This window comes from Actinomyces sp. oral taxon 170 str. F0386, from assembly GCF_000195595.1.
Taxonomy (GTDB): Bacteria; Actinomycetota; Actinomycetes; order Actinomycetales; family Actinomycetaceae; genus Actinomyces.
This window is the reverse complement of sequence record NZ_GL882518.1, coordinates 1-16,258: the sequence shown is the minus strand read 5'-3', so window position 1 is coordinate 16,258 and position 16,258 is coordinate 1. Positions and strand designations below refer to the sequence as shown.

Genomic DNA, 16,258 nt, shown 5'->3' with positions numbered 1-16,258 from the left:
AGAGTAGGACACCACCGAGCACACACCACCCGGAGGGCCTATGAGATCCAGGAAGGATCTCATAGGCCCTCCGCCGTCTGTCCTCTCACCGCGTCAGTTGTTGTCGACGCAGTGTTGTGTCCGCCGATGATCTGACACAGGGCCTTCAAACGGTGCACCATTGTCTCCGTGAATGCCACCGACATCCCTCCGACCCGTCCAGGCAGCGATGAGCGGAGCCTTGACACTGACCGGCTCATGCAACAGTCCGACGTTGTGCTGCATCTCGGGCGCCTCATGCTCGCTGCTGGTGCCGGCTCATACCGCATCAAGTCCTCCATGGCCAGGGCAGCCTCCGCCGTCGGCCTTGACCGCCACGAGGCGACTGTGACGATGACAGAGATCGTCACGTCCTCCTACGTCGGCAACCGGTTCCGTACTGAGGCTAATGAGGTGCGTCGTGTCGGGGTCAATGTAGACCGGCTGGAAGCTCTGCGGAGGATCGTCCATGACCTGCGAGCGCATGAAACTGTTGAAGACCTTGAGGCTAAGCTCGCGCAGGTCGAGAAGATGCATGCCCGGTACAGCGCCTTCACCAATGCCGCAGCCTCTGGTGTGGCCTGTGCGGGATTCTGCTTCCTCAATAAAGGGGGCTTGGTCGAATGCTTAACCGTGCTCGTGGCGGCCTTCCTTGGGCAGTTCATTCGCCGGCAGATGCTTGAGCGCCACTACCAGCACTTCTTCACGTGGCTCGTCTGCGGAGTCGTAGCCTCCGGCACCTATATGGGCATTGTGACCGCGCTCGACGCTGCAGGCGTGGTGACAGGCAATCACCAGGGCGGCATCATCTCAGCCATCTTGTTCCTCATTCCAGGTTTTCCGATGGTTACCGCCATGCTCGACCTGTTCCGTCAGGACTTCTCCTCGGCGCTGTCGCGCAGTGCGTACGTGCTCATGGTCATGGCGGCCGCAGGTGTTGCCGTGTGGACGGTGACCTTCATCTTTCGTTGGGATGTAGCGGCGGCCAGTGGGGCCACACTTGATGGTCCGCTCCTGTACGTTCTGCGCTGCTTCTGCTCCTTCATCGCCGCCTACGGATTCGCCGTGCTGTTCAACGCAGGTGCCAAGGCCAGTGCCCTTGCCGCTGTTGTCGGTGCCCTGGCCAATACCGGGAGACTCCTTCTCATCGACGTCTTCCATGTGCCGTGGCAGCTCGCCGTAGGGCTAGCCGCGGTCACGATCGGCCTGCTGGCCCAGCTCTTCGTGTCCCGCGCCTCCCTGTCCCGGGTGGCGCTCTCGGTGCCTGCGGTCGTCATCATGATCCCAGGCGTTCCCTTCTATCGGGCTATTTCGGCGCTCAACACGCTTTCTGTGGACAAGGGTGTTGACGTCGGCGACGCGGCCACGAACCTGGCTGAGGTCTTCTTCGTCATCACGGCGATTGGCGTGGGGCTTGCCCTGGCACGTATCATCACCGATCACAACTGGCGTCACGACGTCGCCACTTCCGGGCACATCACGTTGCCTCGCGCTCAGGTTGAGATGGCGGTGCGGGCTCAGGACGACTGACGCCAGGCGTCTCGCGTCTCAGTAGACATGGGGGTGGCCCGGGGCGGACAACATGCGACCATTGATCTCCGGAGACGTACGAGTCTCAGAGGCCGCCGAGGACCTGTGCAATGAAGATCTTGACGATCATCGCCACGGGATAGACCATTGCATACCCCAACGCCACCCGGGGGTCTGCGCCGGTGCGCTCGTTGGCGAAGGCCAGGATCGCCGGCTGGGTTTGAACACCGCCGATGAGGCCGGACAGACGGGTTCCACCCATCTTGACTACCCATCGCATGGAGACGTAGATCCCCAGGCCCACGATGGTAGTGACAAGGAAGCCGGTGACGAAGATCCTCCACCAGTCACCACCGGTGAATGCGTGCGCGATCTCTCCGCCCGCCTTGGTGCCGGCCTGCGCCAGGAAGACCAGGAGCCCGAACTCCGAGAGCACCGCCGTCGCGGTGAAGGGCATGGCGGTCACGAACCTTCCGATGCGGCCGATACGGCCGAAAATGAGTCCAACCAGGAGCGTGCCTGCGGCCGACCCGATGGAGAAGGTAGCACCAGTGGGTGTGAGGAACTTCCATTCACCGATGAAGATGCCCAGGGCCATGCCCAGGCCCAGGGCCACGGGGTTGATGGAGGACAAGCCGCGCGAGGAGTCGCCGAAATACGTCGAGATCTCCTTCATGCGGCCGGTCGGGCCGACGACGCGAACCCTGTCACCCTGCTGAAGCACCAATTCCGGTGTCCCCACCATATCGACGTCGCCGCGGCGCACACGTGAGATTGTTGCCCCGAAACGGTTGTCAATGTCGAGCTCACCGATCGTTCGACCGGCCAGCTTCGGGTCTGAGACCGTGATGCGGCGGAAGTCGAGGTATTTGCGGTCCTCGATGAGGGAGTGGGACGAGCCGTGCCCCACGGCTTTGATCGCTTGGTTGACGGCTTCCTGCGTGCCGACGACGGTGATGAGATCGTCCTTGTGCAGACGATCCTTATTCGTCGGTCGGGTGATCGGCCCCCTCTCACCGCGACGCAGGCGGGAGAACCGCAGCTGCCCTGAGATGGTCTCGACGATATTGCCCAGAAGAGGGCCGTCCTCACGCTCCACCCGGATGGTGCGGTTGATGAGTGGGGAAGGAGTGTCCTTGTCGCTTCGACGGTAGCGCAGCGCCAGCAGGCAGAAGAACAGCATCCCGATGACGCCGTAGAGGTAGGTGACGGCATAGGCCACGGTGGCATCACCCGGCCCGCCCTTGTCGCCGGCCAATGATGCGGCGTTTCCGGCCGCCGCCAGGGCCGGCGTGTTTGTGACGGCACCGGCGAAGGCCCCTGCGATCATCGCCGCCTTGAGACCGAGGAGGCGTCCCACGCCCACGGCGGTCAGAGCCGCGACGCCCAGAACGCTCAGGAGGATCGCCAGCGGTCCACCGGCGGTTCGGATCACGTGAAAGAAGTTCGGCCCCGACTGGATGCCGATGGCGAAAGTGAAGATTGCCAGCCCCAGGGTTCCCAGCTCCTTGGGAACCTCAATGGGGGTGGAGGCGGCTGCTCCCCAGGCCGCTAACGCGATGCCGCAGAACAGGACCGCCGCCGCCCCGAGACTCACTCCCTTGACCTTGACGTGTCCGAGCAGCATCCCGGCTCCGACCAGAAGGAACAGGGTGAGAACCACGTTCCCGGACAGGTGGTGCAGGACATTGGCGTGCGCCACCTTCCAAGCCAGGAGGGCGGTGCTGCAGGCGAGAAGGGCCATTGCCGGAATGCGTATGCTCCTGCGCTTGGCGCGCCAGAGCAGCAACCCGGCACCGACCATGAGGAGCACAATGACAACCGGGTTGTCTAACAGATAGTCCAGGACAGTGGTGACCACGTCGTTGTGCCGCCCTTCCGTCTTGCCGCTGAAAGTGACGCAGCGGATGTTTGTCATGAGTAACAAGAGCATTGTGTCATCTCTGAAGGAACTTGTGGCGTACCAAGGTCCGGGGGCTCCCACCCGGAGATGACGTCGTGAGGACCTGGCCAACCGTGACTCCGACACCTCCGTGATTCCACAATGTGAGATCATGGGTGTCTCGATATGACTCTCTGCGAACACTGATCTAACGTTCATTACCCGGCAGGTCGCCGGACGCTAAGCACGGACAAGGAGAGCGAGCGATGGCACGCGATGACGCTCCCGCACGTCAGGATCAACGGGTCATGACAGGCGCCCAGGCCCTGGTGCGCGCACTGGAGGAGCTTGGTGTCTCAGACATCTTCGGGATGCCGGGTGGCGCCATCCTGCCCTTCTATGATCCTCTGCTGGCCTCGACGAAGATCCGCCACGTCCTGGTGCGCCACGAGCAGGGAGCTGGTCATGCCGCTGAGGGGTATGCCATGGTCACTGGACGTCCCGGGGTCTGCGTCGCGACGTCGGGCCCCGGTGCCACCAACCTCATCACCGCGATCGGTGACGCGCACATGGACTCGGTGCCGATGCTGGCCATCACCGGGCAGGTTGGAAGCCGTGGAATCGGGACGGACGCCTTTCAGGAAGCCGACATCGTCGGCGCCACGATGCCCTTTGTCAAGCACTCCTTCCTCATCACCCGCCCGGAGGACATCGTCCCGCGTGTGGCTGAGGCCTTCCACATCGCCTCGACCGGGCGCCCCGGTCCCGTCCTCGTCGACATCTCCAAGGATGCCCAGGAGGGGCTCACCGAGTTCGTGTGGCCTCCGGCCCGGGATCTGCCCGGTTACCGTCTTCCCAGCAAACCCAACCAGCGGCGCCTGGCCCAGGCCGCTGAGGTGATTGCCGCAGCCGACCGCCCCGTTCTCTATCTCGGCGGTGGCCTGAACCGTGCTCAGGTGGCCTCTGAGGATCTCACCGAGCTCATCGACCTCATCGGAGCCCCTTTCGTCACCACGCTGACCGCGCTGGACGTCATGCCCAGCGAGCATCCGCTCAACCTGCGGATGCCCGGCATGCACGGCACCGTGGCCGCCGTCGGAGCCCTCCAGCGCGCCGATGTCATCGTCTGCCTGGGAGCCCGCTTCGATGACCGGGTCACCGGCAGGCCCGACACCTTCGCCACGAAGGCGTCGGTCATCCACGTCGACGTCGACCCGGCTGAGATCTCCAAGATCCGCACGGCAGACGTCCCGATCGTCGGCGACCTGGCCGACGTTGTCCCCGCCCTGGCCGCAGAGTTCCATGACCACGTCACCGCCGAGGGACGGGTGGACATCGCCCCGTGGCGCCGTGAGGTCGAGCGCATCCAGGCCACCTATCCCGCGGGCTGGACTGACACCGACGATGGGCTGCTTCAGCCTCAGGAGGTCATCACCCACCTCGATCGGGCCGCCTCCGAGGACACTATCTGGGTCACAGGCGTGGGGCAGCACCAGATGTGGGCGGCACACTACCTCACCTTCCGTCGCCCCCATACCTGGCTCAACTCGGCTGGCGCCGGCACCATGGGGTACGGCCTGCCTGCCGCCATGGGTGCCAAGGAGGCCTGCCCTGACCGCCCTGTGTGGCTCATCGACGGGGACGGGTGCTTCCAGATGACCAACCAGGAGCTGGCGACCTGCACTCTCAACAACATCCCGATCAAGGTCGCAGTTATCAACAACTCCTCACTGGGGATGGTGCGGCAGTGGCAGACGCTGTTCTACGGGCAGCGCTACTCCAACACTGATCTGCATACCGGGGCCGGAACGGCGCGGGTCCCCGACTTCGTCAAGATGGCCGAGGCCTACGGGGCCGTGGGGCTGCGCTGTGAGCGCCTGGAGGACCTGGATGATGTCATTGCCCAGGCCAACGCCATCAATGATCGTCCCGTCGTCGTCGACTTCATCGTCTCTGCGGATGCCCAGGTGTGGCCCATGGTTGCCGCCGGGGTATCCAATGATGAGATCCAGCACGCCCGCGGCATGAGCCCGGTGTGGGAAGAGGAGTGAGCGCCGTGAGTGAGAAGCACACGCTGTCCGTCCTGGTGGAGAACAAGCCCGGTGTTCTGACCCGGGTCTCGGCGCTGTTCACGCGTCGGGGCTTCAATATCCACTCCCTGGCCGTGGGGCCCACCGAGCACGAGGACATCTCTCGCATCACGGTGATCGCCGACGCCGAGGGGCTGGCCATGGAACAGGTCACCAAGCAGCTCAACAAGCTGGTCAACGTCCTTAAAATCGTTGAGCTGGACCCTGACACCTCAGTGGAGCGCGAGCTCTACCTCATCAAGGTGCATGCGGACGACGCCAACCGCACCGCTGTGCTCCAGGTCGTCGACCTGTTCCGTGCCCACGTCGTGGATGTCGCCCCCACGTCGGTGGTCATCGAGACCATCGGCTCAGAATCCAAGGTCAAGGCTCTGCTGACGGCTCTCCAGCCGTACGGCGTCAAAGAGATTGTCCAGTCCGGTGCCGTGGCGATCACGCGCGGCCCACGATCCATCACCGATCAACTCAAGGAGAAGTGAGAAGCAATCATGGCAGCTGAGAAGTTCTACGACGACGATTCCGACCTGTCCGTCATCCAGTCCAAGAAGGTCGCCGTCATCGGTTACGGTTCCCAGGGGCACGCTCACGCTCTGAACCTGCGCGACTCCGGCGTGGAGGTCGTTGTCGGCCTGCGCGAGGGATCGTCCTCCGCGGCCAAGGCTGAGGAGGCCGGTCTGCCCGTCAAGCCGATCGCCGAGGCGGTCGCCTGGGCCGACGTCATCACGGTCCTGGCCCCCGACCAGGTGCAGGCCGCCCTCTACCGTGAGGAGATCGAGCCGAACATCAAGACGGGCTCCGCCCTGCTGTTCTCCCACGGCTTCAACATCCACTTCGACTACATCAAGCCGGCTGCGGACATCGATGTCGTCATGGTGGCCCCCAAGGGCCCCGGCCACACCGTGCGCCGCGAGTTCGAGGCGGGACGTGGTGTTCCGGTTCTCGTCTGCGTCGAGCAGGACGCCACCGGCACCGCCTGGGACCTTGTCCTGTCCTATGCCAAGGCTATTGGCGGCACCCGTGCCGGAGCCATCAAGACCACCTTCCGTGAGGAGACCGAGACTGACCTCTTCGGTGAGCAGACCGTCCTGTGCGGTGGTGTCTCCAAACTCATTCAGTACGGGTTCGAGACGCTCGTTGAGGCCGGTTACCAGCCCGAGATGGCCTACTTCGAGGTCTGCCACGAGATGAAGCTCATCGTCGACCTCATCAACGAGGGAGGCATCTCCAAGCAGCGCTGGTCCTGCTCCGACACCGCCGAGTACGGCGACTACGTCTCCGGTTCACGCGTCATCACCCCCGACGTCAAGGAGCACATGAAGGAGGTCCTCGCCGACATCCAGGACGGGACCTTCGCCAAGCGCTTCATGGACGACCAGGCGGCCGGTGCCCCGGAGTTCAAGAAGCTCCGCGCCGAGGGTGAGGGCCACCCGATCGAGGCCACCGGCCGTGAGGTGCGTTCCATGTTCGCCTGGCGCGCCGACGTCGACAAGGACTACACCGAGGGCTCTGTGGCCCGCTGAGGCCTGCTGAGGTTGACGTACGGCGGTGCCCCGACGACTCAGTTCGTCGGGGCACCCCCATTTGCCTCAGCTGCCCCTGGGCTCAGGTGAGTCGGCGGCGTCGGAGGTGGACGCCGAGGGCCACCAGGGCCATGACCAGGCCCATGAGGCCGACGAGCAGTGCGGCTCCGCGCCCCGGACCGGTGCCGATGACGGCTCCGATGCTGGTCGACAGTGCCTGCCCTGGTTCCAGGAGGGGCTGAAGCACGCGGTCGACCACTACTCCGGAGCACAGGTATGCCACCAGGTAGCCCATCTGAGTCACCAGGCTGATGGTGCCCCAGGTCCGTGCCTGCCGAGCGTTGTCGACCCGGGTGCGCACCAGGACCTCCGCACCGGCCTGGGACAGGGGAAGGCTGGCGAAGGTGAGGAACCCACAGGCGGCCATCCACCAGGCTCCCGGCCCCAGAGGAACCAGCACCATGGCGGCGCCGGAGCCGGCCAGGCCCGCTGCGAGCAGCGTCGTCGGCTGCGCGCTCTTCCAGGCGGTGACCAGTGCCGCCCCCACAAGCATACCGGTGGCTGCGACGGTCTCGATGACGCCCATCTCAGACGTGCTCACGGTGGGTAGGAGGATCGGTTTGATGAGGACCTGAATGACGCCGACAGCGAGGGTCGCCAGGGTCATAAGCGTCACGAGGGTGCGCAAGCCGGGGGAGGCGGCGATGGTCCTCCACCCTGCCAGGAAGCCGTGGTCATCGCCGGACTGGGTCGCTGCGCGCTGCGGTGCATCTGCAGCCAGGGCGCGGCGCACTGTCATTGTGCACACCACGGTGACCAGACAGGTACTGGTGTCAAGCAGGACGAGCCCCCGAACGCCGACAAGCGGCATGAGAAATCCTGCTGCTGCCGGGGCCAGGAGGTACTTGGCCGCAGACGCGAGCTGGAGGAGGCCGGAGGCGCGTACGTAGTCCTCCTCGGTGACCAGGTCGGTGACGCTGGCCCGCAGCGCGGGCTCGGTGAGCGCGGCCAGGCAGGAGGAAAGGATGGCTCCCGTACAGACCCAGGCCAGGGAGGGGCGGGGCGAGGACAGAGCCGTCAGGATGATGCCCAGGCCGAGCACTGAACCGGCATCTCCAATGATCATCATGAGGCGGCGGTCGTAGCGGTCGGCAAGAGCTCCGGCCAAGGGGGCTAGGAGGACGATGGGGGCGAAGGCACTCATCTGGACGGCTGATACCGAGGAGGCCGTTCCATGGGTGCGTAGCATGACGACGGCCAGTCCGAAGGCGCTCAGCCCCGTTCCCAGCGAGTTGATGAAAGATCCTAGAACGAGCAGACTCACACGTTTCACGAGTCGGCCTCCATGAGGATGGACAGGCTGCCGGGCCGGGCGCCCAGAAGTGTCTCGGTCGCCCAGATGAGGCTGTTTCTGCGGCGGGAGAGCTTATCCGGGCCGGTGTCCAGGATGTCGTGGTCCAGGAGAATGCCCGAGGCACTCAGAAGCAGCTCGATGGCATCGTAGGGCCTGCTCGTGGTGAAAAATCCTTCCCTCACTCCCTGGGCGACGACATCGGTGAGGACCGGGGTCAGATGCTCGATCATCGCTGTGATAGACAGCAGGTGGAACTCCGCGTTCCCCGGTGCGTGGAACTGTTCGACGAGCTCGGTCTCGGTCTCCTTCACCCGCATCGTCGCCATGATCGCCATGAGCTTGTCCACCGCCGGAGAGGATGAGGCCGCGATTTCACGGGCGCGCTGCTCGACCTGGCCGACGATGCGTAGGACGAGGGCATTGAGGATCTCCTCCTTGCTGGGGAAGTGGTAGTAGAGCGTCCCCTTGGCGATGCCCACGACCCTCAGGATGTCCTCCATGGTGGTGGGCTGGAAACCCTTGGTGGTGAACAGGGCGTGTGCCGCGTCGAGAATCTCCTCTCGACGTTGCGCAGTGGGACGGTGGGCGCGCGGCATGACTCCTCCTAGACGTATTTGGTTGGAGCAAGACTAACCGACCATCGGTCGAAAAACGAGTACAAGCATTCCATTATGCGGATTATTTGTCTCGTATTGTGATCATGCTCTAAGGTGGCCTCATGATGCAGACCATCAAGCTGGCAGTAATCCCGGGTGACGGCATCGGCAAGGAGGTCGTTCCCGAGGGGCTCAAGGTTCTCGATCGGGTCCTGGAGGGAACCGGAATCGAGATCCAGTCGACCGCCTTCGATCTGGGGGCCGAGCGCTGGCACCGCACCGGGCAGGCCCTCACCGATGACGATCTTGAGGCCATCAAGGAGCATGATGCGATCCTGCTGGGCGCCGTCGGCGATCCCTCCGTCCCTTCTGGTGTGCTCGAGCGCGGGCTGCTTCTGCGCCTGCGCTTCGCCCTGGACCACTACGTCAACCTGCGGCCCTCGGTCTACTATCCGGGAGTGCCCACGCCGCTGGCTGATCCCGGCAACATCGACTTCGTCGTGGTACGTGAGGGTACGGAAGGCCTTTACTGCGGGAACGGGGGAGTGGTGCGGCAGGGCACGGCGCACGAGATCGCCACTGAGATCAGTATCAACACGGCCTACGGGGTGGAGCGTCTGGTCCGCTACGCCTTCGCCAAGGCGCAGGCCAGGGCGGCCAAGCACCTCACGCTCGTCCACAAGCACAACGTGCTCGTCCACGCCGGTGACCTGTGGCGCCGCACCGTCGAGGCTGTTGGTGCCGAGTATCCCGAGGTCAGCGTCGACTACTGCCACGTGGACGCTGCCACCATCTACATGGTGACCGATCCGGGACGTTTCGACGTCATCGTCACAGACAACCTCTTCGGTGACATTCTCACCGATGAGGCCGGTGCCGTCACCGGCGGCATCGGCCTGTCCGCTTCGGGCAACATCAATCCGGAGAGAACGTTCCCCTCCATGTTCGAGCCCGTGCACGGCTCGGCCCCGGATATCGCCGGGCAGGGCAAGGCTGATCCGACCGCCACGATCAGTGCCGTCGCCCTCATGCTCGACCACCTGGGACTGCCTGAAGCCGCTGCTCGGGTCGAGACGGGCGTCAGGGCCGACATGGCCGCGCGTGGTGATGGCGCCGAGCGCACAACCAGCCAGATCGGTGACGCCATCGCCAACGCCGTGGTCCAAGGGTGAGTGCATCGCCGCATCGAGGCGCCCCGGCCGTCCTCGTCGCCGAAGCGTGACCGAAAGGCCCGGTGAGGGTACGCGAGGCGCCTGAGATGGAAAGCCAGCTCGCGGAATCTATCCGCCAGGATATGGGAAGGTCGTGTCCGGGTGGTGGCCTCGGCGGTAGGGTGGTCCTATGCCCGAGACAGACGCCACCTCGACCGACTTCGCATCCACCTCCTTGGCTCGTGCGGCCGAGGTCCCCGTTCCCAAGGCCGACGCGATTGCGGGTCGCTTCCCCCTGACCGCCAACCCTTCGCCCGTCGCCGAGGATGAGCGCGCGGGGGTGCTGGCCAACCTTCACTTCGGCGACTACTTCACCGACCATATGGCTCACGCTCGCTGGACGCAGGGCGAGGGGTGGGGCGACTATGGCGTCGTCCCCTACGGCGAGCTCAGTCTGTCCCCGGCCACCGCCGTGCTCCACTACGGCCAGGAGATCTTCGAGGGCATCAAGGCCTACCGGCACGATGATGGCTCGGTGTGGACCTTCCGGCCCCGCTACAATGCGGCTCGACTCAACGCCTCCGCTCGTCGCCTGGCACTGCCCGAGCTGCCCGAGGATGACTTCGTCGCCTCCTTGGTGGACCTGGTACGCGCCGACGCTGCGTGGGTGCCTTCAGGGGAGGGGGAGTCCCTCTACCTGCGCCCCTTCGCCTTCGCCTCCGAAGCCTTCCTCGGCGTGCGCCCCTCCAAGGTGGTCGACTACTACGTCATCGCCTCTCCCTCGGGTTCCTACTTCACCAACGGCCTTGAGCCCATCTCCATCTGGGTGACGACCGAGTACCACCGCGCCGGGCGCGGAGGGACAGGGGCGGCCAAGACCGGCGGCAACTATGCTTCCTCCCTGCTTCCCCAGCAGGAGGCCTACGCTCAGGGGTGCGACCAGGTCTGCTTCCTGGATGACGTTTCACAGAGGAACCTCGAAGAGCTCGGCGGCATGAACATCATGGTGGTTGATGCCGACGGGACCGTGCGCACCCCGCGCCTGACAGGGACGATCCTGGAAGGCTCTACCCGCAGCGCGATCATCCGTCTGCTGCGCGACTCCGGTCGGAGTGTTGTTGAGGACACCATCAGCCTTCAGGGGCTGCTCGCAGACATCGAGTCGGGTCGGGTCAGTGAGGTCTTCGCTTGCGGCACCGCCGCCGTTGTCGTGCCCCTTGGCCACCTCAAGGGAGAGGGGTTCGACGCCCGGATCGAGGGCAGTGAGGTCACTCGGCAGATCCACGACCGGCTCACGTCCATCCAGGCCGGCCACGCCGAGGATCCCTACGGGTGGATGTACCAGCTCGTACCGCCTCGAGTGTGACATCGCTGGAAGATATTCGTCTGATCGTGCAGAACGATACAGCGAATATGAGGTGGCGATGGCAGGAAGGCAGCCTCAGTCTCGGTTGAATCTCGTTTCGCAAGGTTTTGCCCGGAATTCCTAGGAAATAGGAGTTCCGGGCAAGGCGCTCTCAGAAGATGTGATGCCATTGCTCCATGATGAGGACTCCCCTTCCAGATTCTGGAAGCGCTCCATCGTGAGAAAGGTCGTCTCCGGCGGCACCCTGTCGAGCCCCACGGCGCTCTACTCCTTCCTCAAGACAGCCACTCGGACAGTCGCTGTGGACGAGTCCTTCATCATCGACCGGATGCAGTCCCTGGCCCTCGGGATACGCCACCTGCGCGGTCATGACATCACGTTCATGACCGCGCCGACCACCGGTACGGCACTCTCCGCGGACGGTCAATCCATCGTCCTGCTCGACGCCGATGCGGACGCGCCCCTGCTCAAGGCCTTTGCCGAGGACCGAGTAGGCGCCTACCTCAACGAGCACCCCAATGCCGTTGAGTTGCTCCCCGCCACGGTGAACTGACTTCACAGCGGGGTGCCGCCCGAGGTGGATCCCGCGCCGATCTTTGACGTCCCGGCCTCGAAGCCAGGTCGGATCGCGCGCTTCCTGGACTGACGGGTATCACTCCGCCGGGGCTGGCTATGGGAGAAGTTAATATGTATCAACCATATATCAGTATCGCATCGGTTCTGTGACGCCTTCGAGATCGGCTCGCGACTAGGCAATACTCATGGCGGTTTGTCCTGTACGTCGCCATGTGGGTGGCCCTTGGTCTCCCAGTCAGGAAGTAGATCGATGAAGCGTGTGATCACTTACGGCACTTATGATCTGCTTCACTATGGTCATATTGCGATGCTGAAGCGTGCACGAGCACTGGGGGACTTCCTGGTGGTAGCGCTCTCCAGCGACGAGTTCAATGCCGGAAAGGGGAAGCGAGCGTACTTCTCCTACGAGGAGCGCAAAGCGATGCTTGAGGCCATTCGATATGTTGACCTTGTGGTGCCCGAGCTAACCTGGGGGCAGAAGGTCGACGATGTTGACAAGTACGGCATTGATGTCTTCGTCATGGGTGATGACTGGAGAGGAGAGTTCGACTGCCAGCTCGAGGGGCTGTGTGAGATCGTTTACCTTCCCCGTACTCCTGAGGTCTCGACGGCCCAGATCAAGAACGACATGCGCCTGCGATGAGGGATGCTGCCCCCAGAAGGATCAGCCGTGCTTTCTTTGGTCTGCGGGAGTTGTCAGTCGCCACGAGGCTCGTGCGTTGCGCCGCTGCTAAAGCGCGTGAGGGTGGCCACCCGGCCAGGGCCAGGGGCCTGCGCGAGAGGCTGCTCGACGTCTCGCTGGCGCTGTCGTGCTTCGCTGGGTGGGAGCACTGCTATGCGACCTTCGTCTTCAGGCCTGTGTTGGCGGCTCGCAAGGACCTGGTGCGTGGTGTCGGTTGTTCTGGAAAGCGCCGTAGTGAGGAGGTCGGTTTTCTCAATGACTGTCTGCGTACTGGCGTCCGTATTTATTCGGTCTCCCAGCGGGGGCTCGTCCAGCGGCGTGGAACGACTTTCGGACACACCTGGGATATCTCCAACACAGAGGTGCTGGCGACGTCCACCATTGATCATTGGGGACCGCCCCACGAAACGGAGATGCCCGCCTCATGAACGCCCGCAGCACCGAGACCTTGCACGTCGTCATCATCGGTTCCGCAGGTGGTCAGGACACGCTCGACTCGCTTCAGCAGGATCTGCCGGGAGGCGGGATCATCCCTATCGGTTGCCCTGATCCGACGGCGGTGACCCAGGTCCTCAGACCGCTAAGCGCCGGTACCCGGGTTCTGTTTCTGAGGGCAGGAGACCGGGTCGAGCCCGGCTATCTCGCCTCTCTGGCCCAGCGCGACTCAGGCGACGCCGTCGGGGTCCTTCTGACGCCGTCCGTCGTCGTCGGTTCTGACGGCAGCCGAGACGACCGGTTGCAGTGGCGTTTCAACCACGGCAGCCGCATCGCGGACCTGGCCGTAGAGCCCTACATCTTTCCCGACACCATCAGTGGCACCGTAGTTACCGTGCCCCGCCGAGGTCTGCAGGACTGGGGCGGGCAGGGGGCGCTGGGCGGCATCGAGGAATCCGATGGTTCCGGCGGCAATGACGAGAATTGCGGTTTGAGTGGGCTTATCGCTCACATCGTGGCCACAGGAAATCGTCTCGGCCTCCACACCGGCCCTGCCGTCGTCCGACATGACACGTCGTCCCTCGACTCCTGGGGGAGAGTCGGCCACTACCGCCACCTGCTGGGCTCGCTCCTCCCGGCATGGCTGCAGGCTGACGATCCTCCTCCCGCCTGGGTCTACCAGCTCATCATCCACCGCCTCATCCAGGTCACCGAGGCTGACCGGGGGCTGCGTTATCCCTCGGCCGGGCTCGCCTCTGCGGAGCGTGTCGAGGTAGCCAGGCTTCTGCGTGCCGTTACCCAGCGTGTTCCCGCAGCACAGATTGAGGCGTACTGCTCCACACCATTGGCCTTGGGACGTCGCGCGGCCCTGGTATCCATGGCCGCGGGTCCGATGCCGGCGCCGATTCTGTCCTCGGGGCGCAGATTCCGCAACGACCAGAAGGCCTTCTACTTCTATACCGGGGCCGAGCCGGTGGAGCAGTGGAAGGTAGATGGCGACTTCGCCCAGCCAACCAGCGCCAAGACGGTCGATCACCGCTGCTTCGACGAGGTCGTGCTCCACGAGCGCATCGTCTGGCTGCCCAAGGGCGAGATCGCTGTCGTCATCAATGGTCAGGAGCTCCCGGCGGTGTCGGAACGGGGCGCTCCCGAGCCGCCTGAGACGATCCCAGATCATCATCGCCATGGATCATTGTCGTCCGGGCTGCGCCGGCGTCTGGCCGGGATCCTCGGTCGCAGCAGTACTGAGGACCAGCTGCAGCGCGCCAGTACATCGTCGGTCTCAACAGTGTCCTCCTCTGAGTCCTCCCTGGTGCCGTCGTCCGCGCCGTCGCCGTACACGGCCTCGTCCCCGACCGACTGGCCCCGCACCTGGCTCTACATGGACCGCCATAACAGTGCCGGCGACAATGCGGAACCGCTGTACCGTTACGCCCGCACCCATGCCCCTAACGTCCGGCACATTTTCGTCATCGAACGCACCTGCCCGGACTGGGACCGGCTTGCACAGGACGGATTCGTCCTCCTGGATCCGACCGGTCCGGGCTTCGATGCCGCCTGGAGCGGTGCTGAGACCATCCTTCTGTCCGACATCGACGACCCACTCATCAAGGATCGACTCACCGATGAGGGCACTGGCCCCGACCAGCGTGTCGTCTTCCTCCAACACGGCGTCACCATGCGCGACATGTGGCGCTGGTTCAACAGCGTCCGCTTGGACGTCGTCGTGTGCGCCACGGTGCCTGAGCAGGTGGGAATGACGGCGGACCACACCTCTTACACACTCACCGACCGGGAGGTCTGGCGCACCGGATTTCCCCGCCACGACCACCTCTACAGCCTCCTGGGGCAGGAGCGGGACCGGATTGTCCTGGCTCCCACCTGGGATCCCGAGATCTCGCGCACCCTGGAGAAAGAACCCGACGCTGTCGGGCTCCTCAATGCGCTCTACCAACCATGGCTCGAGCTGGCCGCTAGCCTGATCCAGGCAGACCGCCGTGCTGTTCTCTTCGCCCACCCCAAGTTCGCTCTCAATTCGCCCGAGTGGTTCAAGGCCTTGGGTATACCCGCCGTCACCGGCCGCGAGCTGCCCGAGACGTTGGCTCGTTCCTGGGCCGTCGTCTCCGACCGGTCCTCCGTCCTCGACGAGGGTATGCTCGCCGGCTGCGTCGGCATCGTGTGGGATCCCCACGGCCGGCCTGACACCGACCACTACCGGGCCCGCCACGAGGCTATTGGCGCCGTCTGTGTCGAGACCTCCGAGCAGGTTCATCGGGCGGTGGAGGATGTTGTCTCCGGCCGAGTCGTTGCCCCCGAGGACCTCGTCCTGCTCGACGACGGAGCCTGTGCGCGCCTCACTGGGTTGCTCCAGCGCGACGAGATCTGATGTGCGGTCTGACGTCGACGGTGCTTCGGGATGTGACTGCTCACTCCTGCGCGTCTTTCTGAGATCCCAAGGCCCTGCCCGGGGGCCTGCGGATTTCAGTGGCATTGGGCTTCTTCGGAGCTGTCGGCGAGGTAGGTGATGCACTCCAAAATTAAGGATCTGACCGTTAATAGGTTCTGGCGACTGTGGCTGCGCTCCGGCCTTGGGGTATGAAGTTGTTGCTCCATAGTTGATGACTACTTTAATTCTGTTGTAGTCGTAGCCCTCCAGTTTTTCGTAATAGGTTGCGCTAACGATTTCCTGATCCCATTTGTCAGCCCACCCCCCTTTGCTGTGAATATCGTTAGTGTCGTTAATGGTGGACTGGCAGAACTTGCACTGGTCATCACTCATAGCGGCGGGCTCGGTGGTGTTGCCGGTCATGAAGGCGTAGCGGTAGAGGTCGAGGAAGTAGTAGACGCTGCCGGTGGCACCTCGTGCGGACTCCTCGTCCATGTGCGCAGGTTTGGCGGGTGCGGGTTCGGCCAGGGCGGCGTCGCGCTGGGCCCGCAGCTCGGGTGTCAGGGCGGCTTCTCGGGAGGCGGTCGCCGAGGCGTTGGCGTCGGCGATGCCCTGCTCGGCCCGGGTCGACTGGTGCGCTCAGCCTGTGCTGGTCTGCTCGGGCGTTCCGGT

At 64.2% G+C, this 16,258-nt stretch carries 12 protein-coding genes and 1 pseudogene; 9 read left to right on the top strand and 4 right to left on the bottom strand.

Features of this window, described 5'->3' with window-relative positions:
* The first annotated feature begins 237 nt into the window (after nucleotides 1-237).
* A complete protein-coding gene (locus tag HMPREF9056_RS03220; protein WP_009402751.1) occupies nucleotides 238-1,548 on the top strand; it encodes a threonine/serine exporter ThrE family protein in 1,311 nt (436 codons plus the stop codon).
* Between the two features lie 85 nt (nucleotides 1,549-1,633).
* Here HMPREF9056_RS03220 and HMPREF9056_RS03215 read toward each other — a convergent pair whose 3' ends face one another.
* Complete coding sequence (locus HMPREF9056_RS03215; RefSeq protein ID WP_253269911.1) at nucleotides 1,634-3,466, bottom strand: aspartate:alanine exchanger family transporter; 1,833 nt, start codon at nucleotides 3,464-3,466, stop codon at nucleotides 1,634-1,636.
* A gap of 230 nt (nucleotides 3,467-3,696) precedes the next feature.
* Here HMPREF9056_RS03215 and HMPREF9056_RS03210 point away from each other — a divergent pair, with 230 nt between their 5' ends.
* From HMPREF9056_RS03210 to ilvC, 3 genes are read left to right on the top strand one after another with little or no spacing between them, the layout of a single operon-like run.
* Entirely contained in the window at nucleotides 3,697-5,481 is a 1,785-nt protein-coding gene (locus HMPREF9056_RS03210) for an acetolactate synthase large subunit (RefSeq protein WP_034513594.1), read from the top strand.
* Between the two features lie 5 nt (nucleotides 5,482-5,486).
* Complete coding sequence (ilvN, locus tag HMPREF9056_RS03205; RefSeq protein ID WP_003784785.1) at nucleotides 5,487-5,999, top strand: acetolactate synthase small subunit; 513 nt, start codon at nucleotides 5,487-5,489, stop codon at nucleotides 5,997-5,999.
* A gap of 9 nt (nucleotides 6,000-6,008) precedes the next feature.
* Complete coding sequence (gene ilvC / locus HMPREF9056_RS03200) at nucleotides 6,009-7,040, top strand: ketol-acid reductoisomerase (RefSeq protein WP_009402746.1); 1,032 nt, start codon at nucleotides 6,009-6,011, stop codon at nucleotides 7,038-7,040.
* Between the two features lie 82 nt (nucleotides 7,041-7,122).
* Here the strand turns inward: ilvC and HMPREF9056_RS03195 are convergent, their stop codons facing one another.
* Nucleotides 7,123-8,373 carry an MFS transporter gene (locus HMPREF9056_RS03195; RefSeq protein ID WP_034513592.1) on the bottom strand — a complete coding sequence of 417 codons (1,251 nt, stop codon included), beginning with the start codon at nucleotides 8,371-8,373 and terminating at the stop codon, nucleotides 7,123-7,125.
* Nucleotides 8,370-8,990, bottom strand: coding sequence for a TetR/AcrR family transcriptional regulator (locus HMPREF9056_RS03190; RefSeq protein ID WP_009402742.1), 621 nt, complete (start codon nucleotides 8,988-8,990; stop codon nucleotides 8,370-8,372). The genes HMPREF9056_RS03195 and HMPREF9056_RS03190 overlap by 4 nt, the downstream gene beginning before the upstream one ends.
* Nucleotides 8,991-9,112: 122 nt before the next feature.
* Between HMPREF9056_RS03190 and HMPREF9056_RS03185 the strand changes: the two genes are divergently transcribed.
* The 5 genes from HMPREF9056_RS03185 (at nucleotide 9,113) to HMPREF9056_RS03165 (ending at nucleotide 15,586) form a co-directional block, all read left to right on the top strand.
* Nucleotides 9,113-10,162, top strand: a complete 1,050-nt coding sequence (locus HMPREF9056_RS03185) for a 3-isopropylmalate dehydrogenase (protein ID WP_009402740.1) — start codon at nucleotides 9,113-9,115, stop codon at nucleotides 10,160-10,162.
* Nucleotides 10,163-10,331: 169 nt separating this feature from the next.
* Nucleotides 10,332-11,507 (top strand): branched-chain amino acid aminotransferase, encoded by a 1,176-nt coding sequence (locus HMPREF9056_RS03180; protein ID WP_009402738.1) that lies wholly within the window; start codon nucleotides 10,332-10,334, stop codon nucleotides 11,505-11,507.
* Nucleotides 11,508-11,670: 163 nt separating this feature from the next.
* Nucleotides 11,671-12,060: a hypothetical protein gene (locus tag HMPREF9056_RS03175; RefSeq protein ID WP_009402737.1), complete on the top strand. Its 390-nt coding sequence runs from the start codon at nucleotides 11,671-11,673 to the stop codon at nucleotides 12,058-12,060.
* A gap of 273 nt (nucleotides 12,061-12,333) precedes the next feature.
* The gene (gene tagD, locus HMPREF9056_RS03170) at nucleotides 12,334-12,726 is read left to right on the top strand and encodes a glycerol-3-phosphate cytidylyltransferase (protein ID WP_009402736.1); all 393 of its coding nucleotides are present in this window, start codon (nucleotides 12,334-12,336) and stop codon (nucleotides 12,724-12,726) included.
* A gap of 463 nt (nucleotides 12,727-13,189) precedes the next feature.
* Nucleotides 13,190-15,586, top strand: coding sequence for a hypothetical protein (locus HMPREF9056_RS03165; protein WP_009402731.1), 2,397 nt, complete (start codon nucleotides 13,190-13,192; stop codon nucleotides 15,584-15,586).
* A gap of 135 nt (nucleotides 15,587-15,721) precedes the next feature.
* Here the strand turns inward: HMPREF9056_RS03165 and HMPREF9056_RS14550 are convergent.
* Nucleotides 15,722-16,210, bottom strand: a pseudogene (locus HMPREF9056_RS14550) (DUF6318 family protein); the annotation flags it as partial.
* Between the last annotated feature and the right edge of the window lie 48 nt (nucleotides 16,211-16,258).